Source organism: Ulvibacterium sp. (assembly GCF_028285715.1).
Lineage (GTDB): Bacteria > Bacteroidota > Bacteroidia > Flavobacteriales > Flavobacteriaceae > Ulvibacterium.
In genome coordinates, this window is record NZ_JANQOO010000024.1 from 105387 (window position 1) to 120377 (window position 14991).

At 41.7% G+C, this 14991-nt stretch carries 12 protein-coding genes; 5 read left to right on the forward strand and 7 right to left on the reverse strand.

All coding sequences use genetic code 11. From position 1 onward, the window contains the following. Positions 1-58: 58 nt before the first annotated feature. The 7 genes from yihA to Q0993_RS17045 form a co-directional block, all read right to left on the reverse strand. Entirely contained in the window at positions 59-673 is a 615-nt protein-coding gene (gene yihA / locus Q0993_RS17015) for a ribosome biogenesis GTP-binding protein YihA/YsxC (protein WP_299535297.1), read from the reverse strand. A gap of 12 nt (positions 674-685) precedes the next feature. Further along, positions 686-1450 carry an alpha/beta hydrolase gene (locus Q0993_RS17020; protein WP_299535300.1) on the reverse strand — a complete coding sequence of 255 codons (765 nt, stop codon included), beginning with the start codon at positions 1448-1450 and terminating at the stop codon, positions 686-688. A 275-nt stretch (positions 1451-1725) separates the two neighbouring features. Beyond that, positions 1726-2895 (reverse strand): DUF4249 domain-containing protein, encoded by a 1170-nt coding sequence (locus tag Q0993_RS17025; protein WP_299535303.1) that lies wholly within the window; start codon positions 2893-2895, stop codon positions 1726-1728. 297 nt (positions 2896-3192) lie between these two features. Beyond that, entirely contained in the window at positions 3193-4989 is a 1797-nt protein-coding gene (locus Q0993_RS17030; protein ID WP_299535306.1) for a hypothetical protein, read from the reverse strand. Continuing rightward, positions 4986-6161 carry a DUF4249 domain-containing protein gene (locus Q0993_RS17035; protein WP_299535308.1) on the reverse strand — a complete coding sequence of 392 codons (1176 nt, stop codon included), beginning with the start codon at positions 6159-6161 and terminating at the stop codon, positions 4986-4988. Before Q0993_RS17035 ends, Q0993_RS17030 begins: the two co-directional genes overlap by 4 nt. Before the next feature lie 43 nt (positions 6162-6204). Beyond that, positions 6205-8970 carry a TonB-dependent receptor gene (locus tag Q0993_RS17040; RefSeq protein ID WP_299535310.1) on the reverse strand — a complete coding sequence of 922 codons (2766 nt, stop codon included), beginning with the start codon at positions 8968-8970 and terminating at the stop codon, positions 6205-6207. Next, positions 8967-9728, reverse strand: a complete 762-nt coding sequence (locus tag Q0993_RS17045) for a hypothetical protein (protein ID WP_299535312.1) — start codon at positions 9726-9728, stop codon at positions 8967-8969. The genes Q0993_RS17040 and Q0993_RS17045 overlap by 4 nt, the downstream gene beginning before the upstream one ends. A gap of 399 nt (positions 9729-10127) precedes the next feature. On the opposite strand from Q0993_RS17045, the gene Q0993_RS17050 reads away from it, so the two are divergent. The 5 genes from Q0993_RS17050 to Q0993_RS17070 all read left to right on the forward strand — a co-directional run. Continuing rightward, the gene (locus Q0993_RS17050) at positions 10128-10601 is read left to right on the forward strand and encodes a division/cell wall cluster transcriptional repressor MraZ (protein ID WP_299535315.1); all 474 of its coding nucleotides are present in this window, start codon (positions 10128-10130) and stop codon (positions 10599-10601) included. Beyond that, positions 10591-11484 (forward strand): 16S rRNA (cytosine(1402)-N(4))-methyltransferase RsmH, encoded by an 894-nt coding sequence (rsmH, locus tag Q0993_RS17055; RefSeq protein WP_299535317.1) that lies wholly within the window; start codon positions 10591-10593, stop codon positions 11482-11484. The genes Q0993_RS17050 and rsmH overlap by 11 nt, the downstream gene beginning before the upstream one ends. A gap of 26 nt (positions 11485-11510) precedes the next feature. Continuing rightward, positions 11511-11834 carry an FtsL-like putative cell division protein gene (locus tag Q0993_RS17060; protein ID WP_299535319.1) on the forward strand — a complete coding sequence of 108 codons (324 nt, stop codon included), beginning with the start codon at positions 11511-11513 and terminating at the stop codon, positions 11832-11834. After that, on the forward strand, positions 11834-13840 hold the full coding sequence (locus tag Q0993_RS17065) for a penicillin-binding protein (RefSeq protein ID WP_299535321.1): 2007 nt from the start codon (positions 11834-11836) through the stop codon (positions 13838-13840). The genes Q0993_RS17060 and Q0993_RS17065 overlap by 1 nt, the downstream gene beginning before the upstream one ends. Further along, positions 13837-14991: UDP-N-acetylmuramoyl-L-alanyl-D-glutamate--2,6-diaminopimelate ligase (locus Q0993_RS17070; protein ID WP_299535323.1), on the forward strand; the 1155-nt coding region annotated here is incomplete at its 3' end. The genes Q0993_RS17065 and Q0993_RS17070, both read left to right, overlap by 4 nt.

The following is a 14991-nucleotide window of genomic DNA, read 5'->3' on the forward strand; positions in this document are numbered from 1 at the left end:
AATCCCAAAAATTCAAATTCCAAATCTCAAAATTCAGACTCCAGACGCAACACTTATTCTAATTTACCTGCTTGCGAAATTCTTGGTTGATATCCTGGATATAGGCCAAGACCGCCTCCCGCCCGATTCCCTGGGTGGACGAAGTGATAAAATGTGTGGGCGCTTCCTCCCAGATACCCTCCAGAAGCTTTTGGATATAAACAGCGGCCCTAGATTCTAGGTCCTGTGGTTTCAACTTATCCGCCTTGGTGAAAATAATGGCAAAGGGAATGGCATTTTCCCCCATCCATTGCATAAATTCCAAATCGATTTTTTGGGGTTCGTGACGAATATCGATCAATACAAAGGCGCAGACCAATTGCCGGCGCTTACGGAAATAATCCGTGATGTATTTCTGGAACGTTTTCTTTTCCTTTTTTGAAACACGGGCATAGCCATAACCCGGAAGGTCTACCAAAAACCAATTGTCATTAATCTTAAAGTGATTGATCAGTTGGGTTTTACCCGGTCGCCCGGAAGTCTTGGCAAGGCTTTTCCGCTGTACCAACATATTGATCAGGGAAGACTTACCGACGTTAGATCGACCAATAAAGGCGTATTCTGGTAACGGTTCATTAGGGCATTGGGCCACCTTGGAGTTGCTCATCACAAAATGGGCCGACTTTATTTTCATGGGACAGACCTTTTAGAAATCGCGTTTTTCCAGCCAGGCATCAAGGATTTTGTTGAATTCCTCCGGATGCTCCATCATGGGGGCATGGCCACATTTCTTGATCCAGAATAATTCGGAATCCGGTAAGAGCTCATGGAACTCCTTAGCTACATTGGGTGGGGTAACGTTATCGTCCTCCCCCCATATAATGCAGGTTGGGGTGTGCATTTTTGGAAGGTCCTTTGCCATATTGTGGCGTATGGCACTTTTGGCAATGGCCAAAGTCTTTACGATTTTATTTCGATCATTGACCGTGGCAAAGACTTCATCCACGATTTCCTTGGTGGCTACTTTTGGGTCGTAGAACACATTTTGGGCCTTCTTTTTGATGAATTCATAGTCCCCCCGTCTTGGGTAACCATCGCCCATGGCACTTTCATATAGCCCTGAACTTCCGGTAATCACCAATGCCTTTATTCTTTCTGGATACAATTTCGTGTACAGAAGACCTATATGCCCCCCTAAGGAGTTTCCCAAAAGAATGACCTCCTTTAGTCCCTTAAACTGTATGAACCCGTCCAAAAATTTCGCAAACTGCTTTACATTGGTTTTAAGGAGCGGCATATCGTAAATGGGCAATTCAGGAACCAATACCTTGTATCCTTTTTTGGGAAAATGGTCGGTAACACCATGGAAATTACTCAACCCTCCCATAAGACCATGTAATATAATAATAGGGGCACCTTCCCCCACTTCAATATACCGGTATTTTCCTTCTTTTGTAAGCTTTTCTTCCATTCAGGATACTTCGGATGCTTGCAGGCAAATATAGACATTTCCATACAATAGCTATGAATCCGTATATCCACCAATCATATTTAACTCCCGACTTAAAATTTTCGGGTACCTCTGGCTATTTCCTATCAAATATAAAAAATGGGAAGTCACTTTTTTAATAAAAAAGAATTTGAAAGAAAGTGAATAATGGTGTAACCATGGATGATTTTTTACCAAGAAGGGCTTGGAAACAAGACAGATTCCCACCCTTTTGCCTAAACTCTAAATCTATTTTTTCATTCCTCCCAAAAATCGGGTATGGTCTCGGTTCCCAACGCCGTGCAATCCCCACATACCCTGGGTTGTACAAAATATCTTCCTTGTCCAGGGGGGGGTGGTCTTTCATTGAAATTATTGAAACTTATAAGGTTTCCCCTTATCAATAGTGCCAATTCTTCATCTTCTGGCGCAAAAGTTACTGACGGGGGGCACTCATCCACAAAAGGAGGGAGGTCCTCATCCGGAAAAAAATCGGAATAGTTGAAAAACACCCTTTGCTCTGAAACGGACGACACCTCAAAAATACCAACTACCTGGTCATTGCCGTCATCCTGAGGGAAGATGTTTCCTACAATGAAACCAGGTTGGCTATCCGAAAATAGACTTTCGACTCCAGAAAAATCCTGAAGCGTTTCATAAAACTCAAAAGCCTGCCTAGACAATACAAACTGTTTTACCAATAAACTGTACCGATGTGAGATAATGTAGTTGTCTCGATTGATGAACCGTACGTTAAAGCCCGTAATCCGATCTTCCCCCACCCCTGAAGTATTGTTTAAGATAAGGGTATTTGACTTTTCCGTGGCAAAGCAGGTTTTTTGCCCATCCCTTTGAAAATCCGTTATCACTAAAGGATCCTCATTGGCAATCACCAACCCATGCGGCACCCATCTGGGCGCTATGATTTTATAGGTTTCCTCATATTCATATTTATAATAGATAGAGTTTCCATTAGCATCAAAACTATTCACAAAGATGCCCATACCGTCCAAGCCACTATCGGTCGTAGTCCTTTCCGCATAAACATCTGTCATTTCAGCAGTGAGGGGAGGTAGTATAGCAGGGCTAGAGGCGTATTCGCGCCCGCTGGCGGTCGTAATCCGTAAACGGTAGGATCGGTCAGGCTCTGCGCTGAACATAACGTCAGAAACATAGGTACCAGGTTCCGTTTCGGTATATGGATACTGTTGTTGATTATCATCAACGATACGGACTGTGGCGTTTGATTCTACGGTGGGTTCCTCATCCCCTTGGGTAGTTCTGCTTAAAAAAACCTTATGGTTCTTTAATTCATTGGTAAGCGTGGCATCCACAACCAAAAGACTATCCGAGGGAGGTATTTCCGGAGAGAAAGGTTCCGTGCAACTCCCCAAAATGATGCATACCCCAAAAAGGGTAAAAATCATTTGCTTATATTTTGAGAGTTTCCGGTTCATAGATACAGTAGATTCAAAATTTAAAGTTAGGGGTTAAGACGGGCTCGGAAATTACGAAAACAGAACTCACATGCAGTTTTACAATCTGTACACGACATTCCGTGCAAATGCCTTATTACTATCTAAAACATTGTTCTCATAGTGTTATGGGTAAAATATTCGATTTTATGATTTTCTCCAAGTATTGACTATAACCAAACTGTTCCATTAAAGGACTTAATTAGTTGTATTCTAAATGTTTGAACCAAAGTTGGTCAATTGAATTGATCATTCTACAAGTATATAGTCTGAAATTGATACAGGTTTTCCCCCTTGGGTAAACCCTTCAAGCGATATTTCATATTCACCCGTATTGTCCGAGGTGTAGAAAACCAAGGTGGTTTCTTCTTTTTTTAGTTCCAAATCAGGTTTCCATAATAGTTGGTGCCTATAATCTGGTAAGTGTTTTGTTTCCATCTGATCGACATAATCCTGAAAAAAATACTGTTTTAAGGAAATGGGACTAGCAATTTTTAATTGCTGCACATGATTTGGGTTTGTTTTGGATAAAAAATCATTTTCCTTGGTAGTAACGGACACAATACCTTTATAAAGCTTTGGACCCATATAATATTCATGCCTAGAAATACCGATACGTTCAATTCCCTCAACACCATAGGAAACTAAATCGGACAGATCCTCCAATAGCAAGCCATCCACCAAAACCAAGGGAGTATCATCAGGGGTAAGGAGATAACTGTCGTCGCTCCTTACCTGAAATTTGAACTTACCTTTGACTTTCCTTAGCAATACACCATTGATTATTTCCACTACGGTTTCTTTTAAAGTTGGAAATCTTGTATAATCATCCAAAATATAGGTTTCCTCCAGCGCATGGTAAACGGGCAATTCTGAATCGATGCCTGCCGTACTATCCGGTTTTTGTTCAAAATAGGCGTTCTCTACTTGATTGTAAATACTACGCTTAAGAAGCAAGGGATTTAAGTTAGGGGAAATGGATAATTCCTGAAAATTGAGATTATCATGTTCCGGTCGGGGTAGGGAATCCAGCAATATAAGCCATTGATCTTTGTCAACTCCCAATACTTGTAGGGTAGTAAGATTCCTTCTGTCCATCTGGTTTAGACCAGAATAAAAAACACCTTTTCCGTTTGTATTTACGATCTGTACGTTAGGATGGTCACCAAAATAAGAAAGACTCAATTTTCCATGTCGCATCGGGCTGTTGTCCGCTTTGGAAACTACCTTGCCCGATATGAGCTCACCACGTAGTTCCGGCAAATAAATACGATTATTTATAGTTGTTACATACGGTTTCTCACTGGTACCGGGATTGAGGGAGAATTGGGTCGCCGTGACTTTGGTATTAGGTATTTCAGCATACCTTTTCCTCACGGAAAGCGAGAAATTTCCATGAAACTGGCTATCCGGTCCAGTACTGATTTTTAAGGACACTCTTTCCCGTCTTCCATATTTGGCCCTATCCGTTTTTATTTTTGGAAAAGGGGATTTCTCGTGTATTCCGATGGAATCCGTAATGCTGGACTCATCTGTATTGCGGGCAGGAGACCCTCCGATTTCAATTTTGGAAGATTCGGTTTTGGGAAGTTCCTGATAGGGGTTTATGATGTTGATGTCAGCGGTGAAAAAATTCTTATGTTCGGCATTGAACATCCATCTGGTATAGCCGATTAATTTATAATTCCCTGTTGGAACGGTAGTGGGGATAAAGAAGTCTCCTTGGCCCATGCCAGAGATAAGCGGGACCTTATGTCTAAAGACTATTTTTTTATCCTTGCCCACTAATTCAACATAACCTATTTTACTGATCGGACTCGGTATTAAATCGGCTGCCTGTAGGCAGTATATTTTATAGTACAAATACTCTCCTACTAGAAGTAATGATTCATTGTAATGCACAAAAACAGTTTCGCTTGGGATGCTTTTGAACCCTTCAATTTCCTCCTTTGAGCTTATTTGATATTGCCCATGGTTGAAATTTGGCAGCAAAAAGAGCAGCGTAAAAAGAAGAACTAATGGTTGTATGTGTTTTCTTGTATTCATTCTTCCCAAAAATCGGGTATAACATTACTCCCCAATACTGTACAATCACCGCATACTCTAGGGACAACTATATATGCTTCCAAGGCTCCCAATTCGTTACGGATCTCGTCCGAATAGCTCACTCTGTTCGTTTTGACCAAATCATGTAATATCGGACTAAACCCGCTCGGAAAAGTAACTTGTCCGCAATCGTCAACAAAGGGAGGTAGGTCTTCACCCGGGAAAAAGTCGGAATAATTGAAAAAGACCCTTTTTTCGGAAACGGATGAAACCTCAAAAATACCGACAACCTGATCTTCCCCATTGTCCTCAGGGAAGATGTTTCCTACAATGAAACCAGGTTGGCTATCCGAAAATAGACTTTCTACGCCAGAAAAATCCTGAAGCGTTTCATAAAACTCAAAGGCCTGCCTAGACAATACAAACTGTTTTACCAATAAACTGTACCGATGTGAGATAATGTAGTTGTCTCGATTGATAAATCTTACATTGAAATCCGAAACCCTATCTTCCCCGACCCTGGAGGTATTGGTTAGGCTAAACGTATTCGATTTTTCTGTAGCATAACAGGTTCGTTCCTCATTATCCGGATCTCTTCCTACCACACGTACCGTTTGACTTTCGTCGGAATTGGCTACCAGTTGGCTAGAACTCCATTTTGGTGCGATAATTTTGTATGTTGCTTCATATTCATATTTATAATAAATCGAATTTCCTGTAGGGTCAAAACTATTCACAAAGATGCCCATACCGTCCAAGCCACTATCGGTCGTAGTCCTTTCCGCATAAACATCGGTTATTTCGGCAGTGAGGGGAGGCAGTTCCGTAGGGCTTGAGGCATATTCCCGCCCGTCGGCCGTTGTAATCAATAAGCGGTAGGATTGGTTAGGTTGGGCACCGAACATAACATCCGAAACATAGGTGCCTGCATCTGTTTCCGTAAATGGATATTGTTGTTGGTTGTCATCGACAATACGGACGGCGGCGTTGGATTCTACCTTGGGTTCATTATCCCCTTGGGTGGATCTGCTCAAAAAAACCTCATGGTTCTTTAACTCATTGGTAAGCGTAGCATCAACAACCAAAAGGCTATCCGAGGGAGGTATTTCCGGTGAAAAAGGTTCTATACAGCCCCCCAAAATGATGCATACCCCAAAAAGGGTAAAAATCATTTGCTTATATATTGAGAGCTTCCGGTTCATGGATATAGTAGGTTCAAAATTTAAAGTTATAGGTTATGGTAGGTACCGGTATCGCAAAAATGGAGCTTTTAAAGGCCTGCAACGATCCATCCTCGGTGACGAAAAAGACGGAAAATGGATTGTTTCTGCCCAAAACGTTGTACACTGATATATTCCAAAAGCTATGGGCAAATTTTTTGATTTTGTGGTTTCCTTCCACATTAAAACTAAGGTCCAGCCTATAGAAGTCCGGAATCCGAAATTTGTTTCTTTCACTGAACAAGGCATATTCCGCACCATCCAGGAAATATGAACCTATAGGAAAGGTAACCGGTCTTCCCGTTTGGTATACAAAATTGGCCGAGAAACTAAAACGCTTGGTCAGCTTATAATTGGTCACCAAACTAATGTCATGGGGTTTGTCAAAATTAGCCGGAAAGTACTCCCCATTATTGATCCGTTCCTCGGGAAATTCACTATCTAACCTTATGAAGGAACGTGAATAGGTGTAGCCCAGCCATCCATTTAAACGGCCTTCCTTTTTCTTCAATAGGAATTCCACGCCATAGGCCTTTCCCTCACCTTGTAATACTTCCGTCTCAATGGACTCATTAAGCAGCAATTGCGCCCCTACCTTGTAGTCCAGAATATTTTTGGATCTTTTATAATAACTTTCCAAGCTCAATTCATAACGATTATCATCAAAATTCTTGAACAGCCCCAAAGAAACCTGATTGGCCCTTTGAGGCTCAATATTGATGTCCGATAACTTCCAGGTATCGGTAGGCGATACCGTAGTATTACTGGATAGGGTGTGTATATATTGAAGTGTGTTATTGTAACTAGCCTTAATGGAAAAATCCGGGGTTAAAAAATAACGACCGGATATCCTGGCTTCAGGTCCGCCGTAGGTCTCTATAATCTCATTATTGCCAAATTCCCTTATCTCTACCAAAGTTCCTTCGCTTTTGGGCAGCCCGGCTTCATAAATTTTTTGGGACGAAGCTCCAAGTGCGGCATAGAAAGAATAACGCAGGCCTATATCAAAGGATAATTTTGGGCTTACGGTAAAATTATCCGAAATGAAAAGAGCGGATTCCAATCCCTTTTCCCTTTGCAAACTGAGCGGTTCAATAATGGACTGGCTGCCCACGGGTTCAATATCCCCAGGGTCAACAAGATATAATTTGCTAGATAGGCCATAGTTGATCTTATGGGATTTCCCCAGGAGTTTTAGCATATTCAATTTGAGCTCCGTCTCGTTGATACGATATCCCAAATCAAAATCCCTATTGGAATTGGCCTCAAAATCAATACCGAACCCATATTCACTATTTGAAAGCGATACATTGGCAGAGTTTTTTTCATTGATTTGATGGTTCCATTTTAAGGATAGTAATCGATTGCTGTAGCTAAATATGGAGTCTGACGTAATACTAAAGGCATCCCTACTAAAATATGCGGTGGCCGAAATGTTGTTCCTTTCGTTGATACGGTCATTGTATTTTGCCACGACATCATAAAATGAGGCCTGGCTGTTTTTCAATGATTCATCATCCAGCGACCTTAATATCCAGTTGGAGTAAGTGGTTCTTCCCCCAACCATTATGCCCGATTTGTCCTTTACCAGGGGCACTTCCAGGACAAGATTGCTGGTAACCGGTCCGAGAGAAGCTTCCCCCGAAAACTTTTGGGTGTTGGCGTCTTTGGTGGTAATGTCAAAGACTGAGGATAAGCGTCCACCATATTCTGCAGGGATACTTCCTTTATAAATGGTAATCGCACCCGTGGTAAAAGGATTCAATGCGGAAAAAATACCAAAAAAGTGAGCCGGATTATAGAGTACGGCATTATCCAGTAAGATAAGGTTTTGATCGGTGCCTCCTCCCCTTACATTATATCCTGCCGCACCTTCCCCGGCATTAGTGATACCGGGCAATGTTATTGCCGTTTTAAGAATATCACGTTCGCCCAGCACCAAGGGAATGGTTTTTATTTCGGCAATGTCTATTTCCACTACTCCGGTCACCACCTTTTCCACATTTCTTAGCCGGTTGCTTTCGACGACAACCTCGTCCAACTGCTCCGCGCTTTCCCCAGGGTTAAAATCCAATTGCCCATTGTTATACATAATCACCCGTTTTTCCAAAGTTTCTATACCAATACCTTTGGTTTGGAGTATGTTTACTCCGGTAGGCAGCACTATTTCGTAAAAACCATTGGCATCCGTGCTTACCCCCTTGGAACCTCCCTTGACCACTATGGCTAAGTTTTGGATAGGTTTTCCGGTAGTCTTGTCCTTCACATGACCGGATAAGGTATATGTTCGTCGACCGATATTTTTTCGCTCCCGTCCAATACGTACGGTTTCTATATCCGGCCTGGTATCTTGTTTTTCTTCCAAGTAAAAATAGGAGGGAGTTTCTGTTATTTCCGTGGTGTCCTCTGGTATCGAAGTGGTAGTTTCATAAAAACTAGGATGGAGTTCATCCCGTATTATGGTATTCCGGGTCAATATAATTGTGCGGTTATCCAGAATGAAAAAATTAATAATGGTTTCCTTAAAAACATCTTGAAGAACGGTATTCAAAGAAGAGTTTTGATACGTGCCCGAAATTAAATCGTTGCCCAACCATTGTTCTACAAAGTAAAAATGGTATCCAGAAATTTCCTCTATTTTCTCCAAGACCTCCAATCGAGTGGCATTGGTAAAAACAAGATTTATTTGTGTTGTATCTGTCTGTGCCACGGACCATTGAAAAGAAAGGAATAGCCATATGGAAAAGAAAAAAAACCTCATTTATTCATGGTTTTATCCTTTGTTTCATTCAGTAGGGTATCCATAAATGAGAAAACCGATTTCAACCTGTCCTCAAAACTTAGATTCGAGGGTAGATTCTTTAAGTAATCGTTTAATTCTGGTACATTTTGTGGAAATAGAACTTTTACATCCTGCATTTTTTTGAGGCGATGATAGGAATCGGTATACCTAACTATAAATTCTGAATCCAATTCCTCGAATTCGTAAAAAATCAAGTCTGCACCTAGTTGTTCGGTCAATAGTCTCCGGTGTTTCTTTAACAAAGTAAAAGAAGGCTTTTCCAAAATGACCTCGTAAAAACCCGAACTAATGTGAGTTTTTTGGGCCTCGACACCATCGATTTTTGTAAACCAATGACCGGCTATGGTGAAGCTACTAATCTTATCTTTATGAAGTTGTAAGATCTTACCCCCAAGGTTGTTCGCCACCTGCATTAAGAGTTCGTCTTCGTATACATTATATTTGAGTTCGAGTGAATAATAGGGTAGATTATCAATAACCACATCGCCCTTTGTAAAGTAAGGGGAAGGAAAAAATTTCGATTTTTTGCTTTTTGCCCTATGCTTTTCCGAATAAACGGCTCCATAATGTATTTCCTGGTTTTCAATGCCGATTGCAGTATCGAACCAATTATAATAGGGGCCCAAATTTTCTTTGGTCTGTGCCTTACAAGTAGAGGTGAATAGAACTGAAATGACAAGGAGGCAAAGTATTCCAAAACTACCAGTTTTTGGCAATGGAACATGGAAGCGATTATGATTGCGGCGGAGGAAACACATGCTCTATAAAACTAAAAATCGCAAAGCCCGAATTGCTTGTGATTCATCCATTAAATATAGACTATTTATTCATAAGCACCTCACAAAAAGCATAGCTTAACAAATACCACGGTCACCCCTCAAAATCCAATAGATTTTTAGAATAAAATCTTCAAATACGGCTTTCCCAAAGAAGTTTAGTATCCATTCTTGAAGCGCCGTAATAAAATTCCATTGCTCTTTTTACAATGAATTACTGGGAAATAAGATGATTTTGCTCCAAAAAATGCCAATTTTATTAACAAAGTGGTTTTTTGTGGTAAATTGTGGTAATAATTTCTATATATTTGAGTTGTTAAAAGTAGAACCGGCCATACTTTGGAGATTTATTTTTTTGGGACATATGACTGCAAGGCAGATGCCAAGGGTAGGGTAAAACTCCCTGTTACCTTATTGAACCAGATGACGCCTATACGAAATGAGGGTTTTGTCATTAAACGTTCCATGTATGATAATTGTTTGGAATTATATCCTATGGGAGAGTGGAATACGGTCATGAAGGAATTGAATACCAAGAGTAGGTACGAACCGGAGAACTTGGAGTTTATACGAAAATATACGGCAGGATTGCGGCCAGTGGAAATAGATAGTACGGGAAGGTTGTTGATACCTAAAAATTTGATTACCACCGTGGGAATCACCAAAGATGTGGTCCTCGCCTCCATAAATAAGAATTTGGAGATATGGGATAAGGCGTTATACGAAGAGTCCATAAAAGCGCCTGCGGAGGAGAATGCAAAATTGGCCAGGAAGGTCATGGGCAATGAAAAGCCCAAGGAAGATGTATCATAACCCGGTTCTCTTGAAGGAGTCCGTGGACGGGCTCAATATTAAAGAGAGTGGCGTATATGTGGATGTAACCTTTGGTGGCGGGGGGCATTCCAAAGAGATATTGAAGCGGTTAGGGGATGAGGGAAAGTTGTATGCATTTGATCAGGACGAGGATGCTTTGGAGAATAAGATCGATGACGAAAGATGTGTTCTGATCAATGAGAATTTTCGATACATCAAGCAATTTTTAAAGTTCTATGGCATTCGGAAAGTAGATGGAATTCTTGGGGATTTCGGAGTTTCATCACATCAATTTGATCAGGCCGAACGGGGGTTTTCAACGCGTTTCGATTCGGATTTGGATATGCGGATGAGCAAACGCAATCAACTGACTGCATATGATGTGATTAACACCTATGATTCGTCGGGATTGCAAAGGGTGTTGTTTCAATATGGCGATTTGCGAAACGCCAAGGCCATTGTAAGTGCATTGATGACGTACCGGCAAAAGGAACGGATTCAAACTACGGTACAATTAAAAAGTGCTTTACAGCGATTCCTGCCCAAACACAAGGAACATAAGATTCTGGCGCAGATTTATCAAGGCATTCGAATAGAGGTGAATCAGGAAATAGAGGCGATCAAGGAATTTTTGGCGCAGACGCCACAACTATTGGACAGGGGTGGAAGGCTAAGTATCATAAGTTACCATTCTCTGGAGGATCGTCCGGTAAAACGATTTATACGTACCGGACAGTTTGAGGGAGAGCCCGAAAAGGATTTTTATGGTAATGTAAATGTGCCATTTAAAAAAGTGGGCGGCCTAGTAGTGCCATCCCAAGAAGAAATTGAACTGAACAACAGGGCACGAAGTGCCAAACTGCGAATAGCAGAAAGAATTTGATATAGAAAATCAATTTTAGGACACTGATGAAAAAGGGAATACTGGACATATTAAAAGGGAAGTTTTTGGTGAGCGGCGATGCCCCAAAAAACTGGCTCTTTATCATTTTTGCTTCCTTTCTGGCCACCGTAATGATCGGAAGCTCGCATAGTGCCGATAAGAAAGTGCATCAGATTGCAGCCTTGAATGAGGAGGTAAAGGAATTGCGAAGCGAGTTTGTGGATGTTCGGTCCGATGTGCAACGCCTAAAATTGGAATCTACCGTAATGAATATCGTAGAGGAAAAGGAGCTCTATCCATCTGAAGTCCCGCCCAAAAAAATAAAGGTAACCTCCCATAAAGAAAACTAGTGGCCGTAACCGAAAAGACCATACTTAAGCGACTCTATTTTGTAACAGGATTCCTTTTTCTGTTCGCGGGCGCCGTCTTGTTCAAATTGGTGAATATACAGATGGTACAAGGGGAGAAATATAGAAAGTTGGCCCATAAACGTACTGAAAAGCTATTTACCATAGAACCCAATAGAGGCAATCTTTATTCGGATGATGGAAGTCTTTTGGCTACGTCCGTATCCAAATATACCATTCGCTTTGACGCGCTTACCGTAAAGGATACTGATTTTAAGGAGAACGTAAAGCCGTTGTCCGATGCTCTCTCCCAATTATTAGGGGAAACATCTTCCCACTATCAACAGCTTTTACGAAAGGCCAAGGCCAACAAGAATAGATATGCCCTAGTGGCCCGCAATTTGGATTATTCCGAGTATATGGCCATAAAGGAATTCCCGTTATTTCGGAAAGGTCCCTATAAGGGAGGGCTTATTATAGAACAAAAAATCGTTCGCGAACACCCATTGGGCAAAATTGCCGAGCGCAGCGTAGGTTATGAACGCGTGGATGAAAACGGTTACTACACCCGTGTTGGGCTCGAAGGTGCCTTCGGGCAATACCTTCGTGGGGTAGAGGGCAAACGTTTAAAGCAGAAAATAGCAAAAGGACAGTGGAAGCCCATTGGTTTCGATAACATCATAGAACCCAAGGATGGCTATGATGTGGTTTCCACAATTGATATCAATATACAGGATATTGCCCACCATGCCCTTTTGGGTCAATTGGAAAAATACAAGGCCGATCATGGGTGCGTCATAGTTATGGAAACTGCAACGGGTGAAGTAAAGGCTATTTCCAATTTAGGACGAACGGATGCGGGAAAATACTATGAGCGATTGAACTATGCTATTGGAGAATCCCATGAACCTGGTTCTACTTTCAAATTGATGAATCTGGTTGCGGCACTCGAGGACAAAGTCATCGATACAAGCGATGTATATGATACTGAAAAAGGGTCTTGGCGTATTTACAGACATAGGATAAGAGATTCCAAAAGAGGAGGGTATGGCAAGATTTCCTTGGCCAAGGCCTTTGAGGTCTCGTCCAATACGGCCTTTGCGAAAATGGTCCACAACAGCTACAAGGAAAATCCTGAAAAATATGTAGACCGGCTGTACGGCATGCAACTGAATCAAGAATTGGGACTTCCCATTAAAGGTGAAGGTGCCCCCGTAATTCGATATCCTTACGAAAAGGGATGGTCCGGTCTTTCCTTGGCCCAGATGGCCTATGGCTATGAAGTATCCATGACGCCTTTGCAAGTGCTCTCATTCTACAATGCCATTGCCAATGATGGGGAAATGGTAAGACCACGATTGATCAAAGAGGTGAAGGAATGGAATACGACTATTCAAAAGTTTGATAAGGAAGTCATAAATCCGGCTGTATGTTCCCGGGAAACCATTGAAAAAGTGCAGCATTTATTGGCCAATGTAGTGTCGCAAAAACATGGCACAGGTCACGGATTATATTCCCCTAATTTTTCCATGGCAGGAAAAACGGGTACGGCCCAAAAAAATTACGCATCCAAGGATCCGGATAAACTGCGGTATATCTCTTCTTTTGCTGGATATTTCCCTGCCGAGAACCCAAAATACTCCTGCATTGTGGTGATACACGAGCCGGATAAAAGCGTGGGATACTATGGAGCCGATGTTTCCGGTCCTGTATTCAAATCCGTTGCCCAAAAGGTATATGCCTCCTCCCCATTGATCGATGAGGTAAATATGCAAAAAGTTGAGGATCAAACACTAGAGAATTCTTATCAAAGGTATTTTGCGGAAGCTCAGAAAAAGTATAATAAAGTACCTGATGTAAAAGGTATGTGCGGAATGGATGCCGTTTCCATTTTGGAGAATTTGGGAATAGAGGTGGAGGTTAAAGGAAATGGGAAGGTCAGGAAACAATCCGTTTCCCACGGTACGGATTTAAATAAGGTGGACAAAATAGTGCTGGAACTTTCATGAAATTACTGAAGGACATATTATATGGGGTAGGGCTAACAGCAGTAAGTGGTAGCACCCATATTAAGGTAAATGCTATTTGCTTTGATTCCAGGAAGGTGGGAAAGGACGATGTATTCGTTGCCATCAAGGGTTCCGTTACGGATGGTCATCAGTTTATAGATAAGGCCTTATCGGCTGGGGCCCGAGCGATAATCTGTGAGGAACTTCCCCAGAATATCGTCAATGAAGTGACCTATGTGGAAGTAAAAAACGGGAACAGTGCCTTGGCCATAATGGCGGCCAATTACTATGACAACCCATCAAAGAACCTGAAACTGGTTGGAGTTACCGGCACCAATGGAAAAACTACAGTAAGCAGCCTTCTGTATCAGTTGTTCAAAAAGGCCGGGTACAAAGTAGGGTTGATATCTACCATTAAGATTATGGTGGATGATGAGGAATACCCCACATCCCTTACCACACCGGATGCCCTAACAATCAATAAACATTTGGCCTTGATGAACGATGTTGGGGTCGAGTTCTGTTTTATGGAAGTCAGTTCACACGGCATCCACCAGAAAAGATCTGAAGGATTGGTTTTTGAAGGAGCCCTATTTACGAATTTGTCCCATGATCATTTGGATTATCACAAGACCTTTGCGGAATACCGGGATACCAAGAAAAAACTCTTCGATGACCTTTCCAAAAAGGCGTTTGCCTTGACCAATATCGACGATAAAAATGGTCTATACATGTTGCAGAACACAAAGGCCAGAAAATATACTTATGCCCTAAGGACCTACGCGGATTATAGGGCCCAGATCTTGGAGAATCAGTTTGATGGGCAATTATTAAAAATTGAGGACAACGAGGTATGGTCCAAACTCATAGGCCATTTTAACGCCTACAACATGCTGGCCATTTACACTACAGCTGATCTTTTGGGATTGGAGAAATTGGAGACACTGCGCTTATTGAGCGAATTGGAAAATGTGGATGGCAGGTTCCAATATTATAAATCGAAAAAAAATATAACGGCCATTGTTGATTATGCCCATACGCCGGACGCACTTAAAAACGTGCTTGATACCATCAACACGTTGAGGACTGGAAATGAAAACGTCATCACTATTGTGGGGTGTGGTGGCGACAGAGACAAGTCTAAGCGTCCG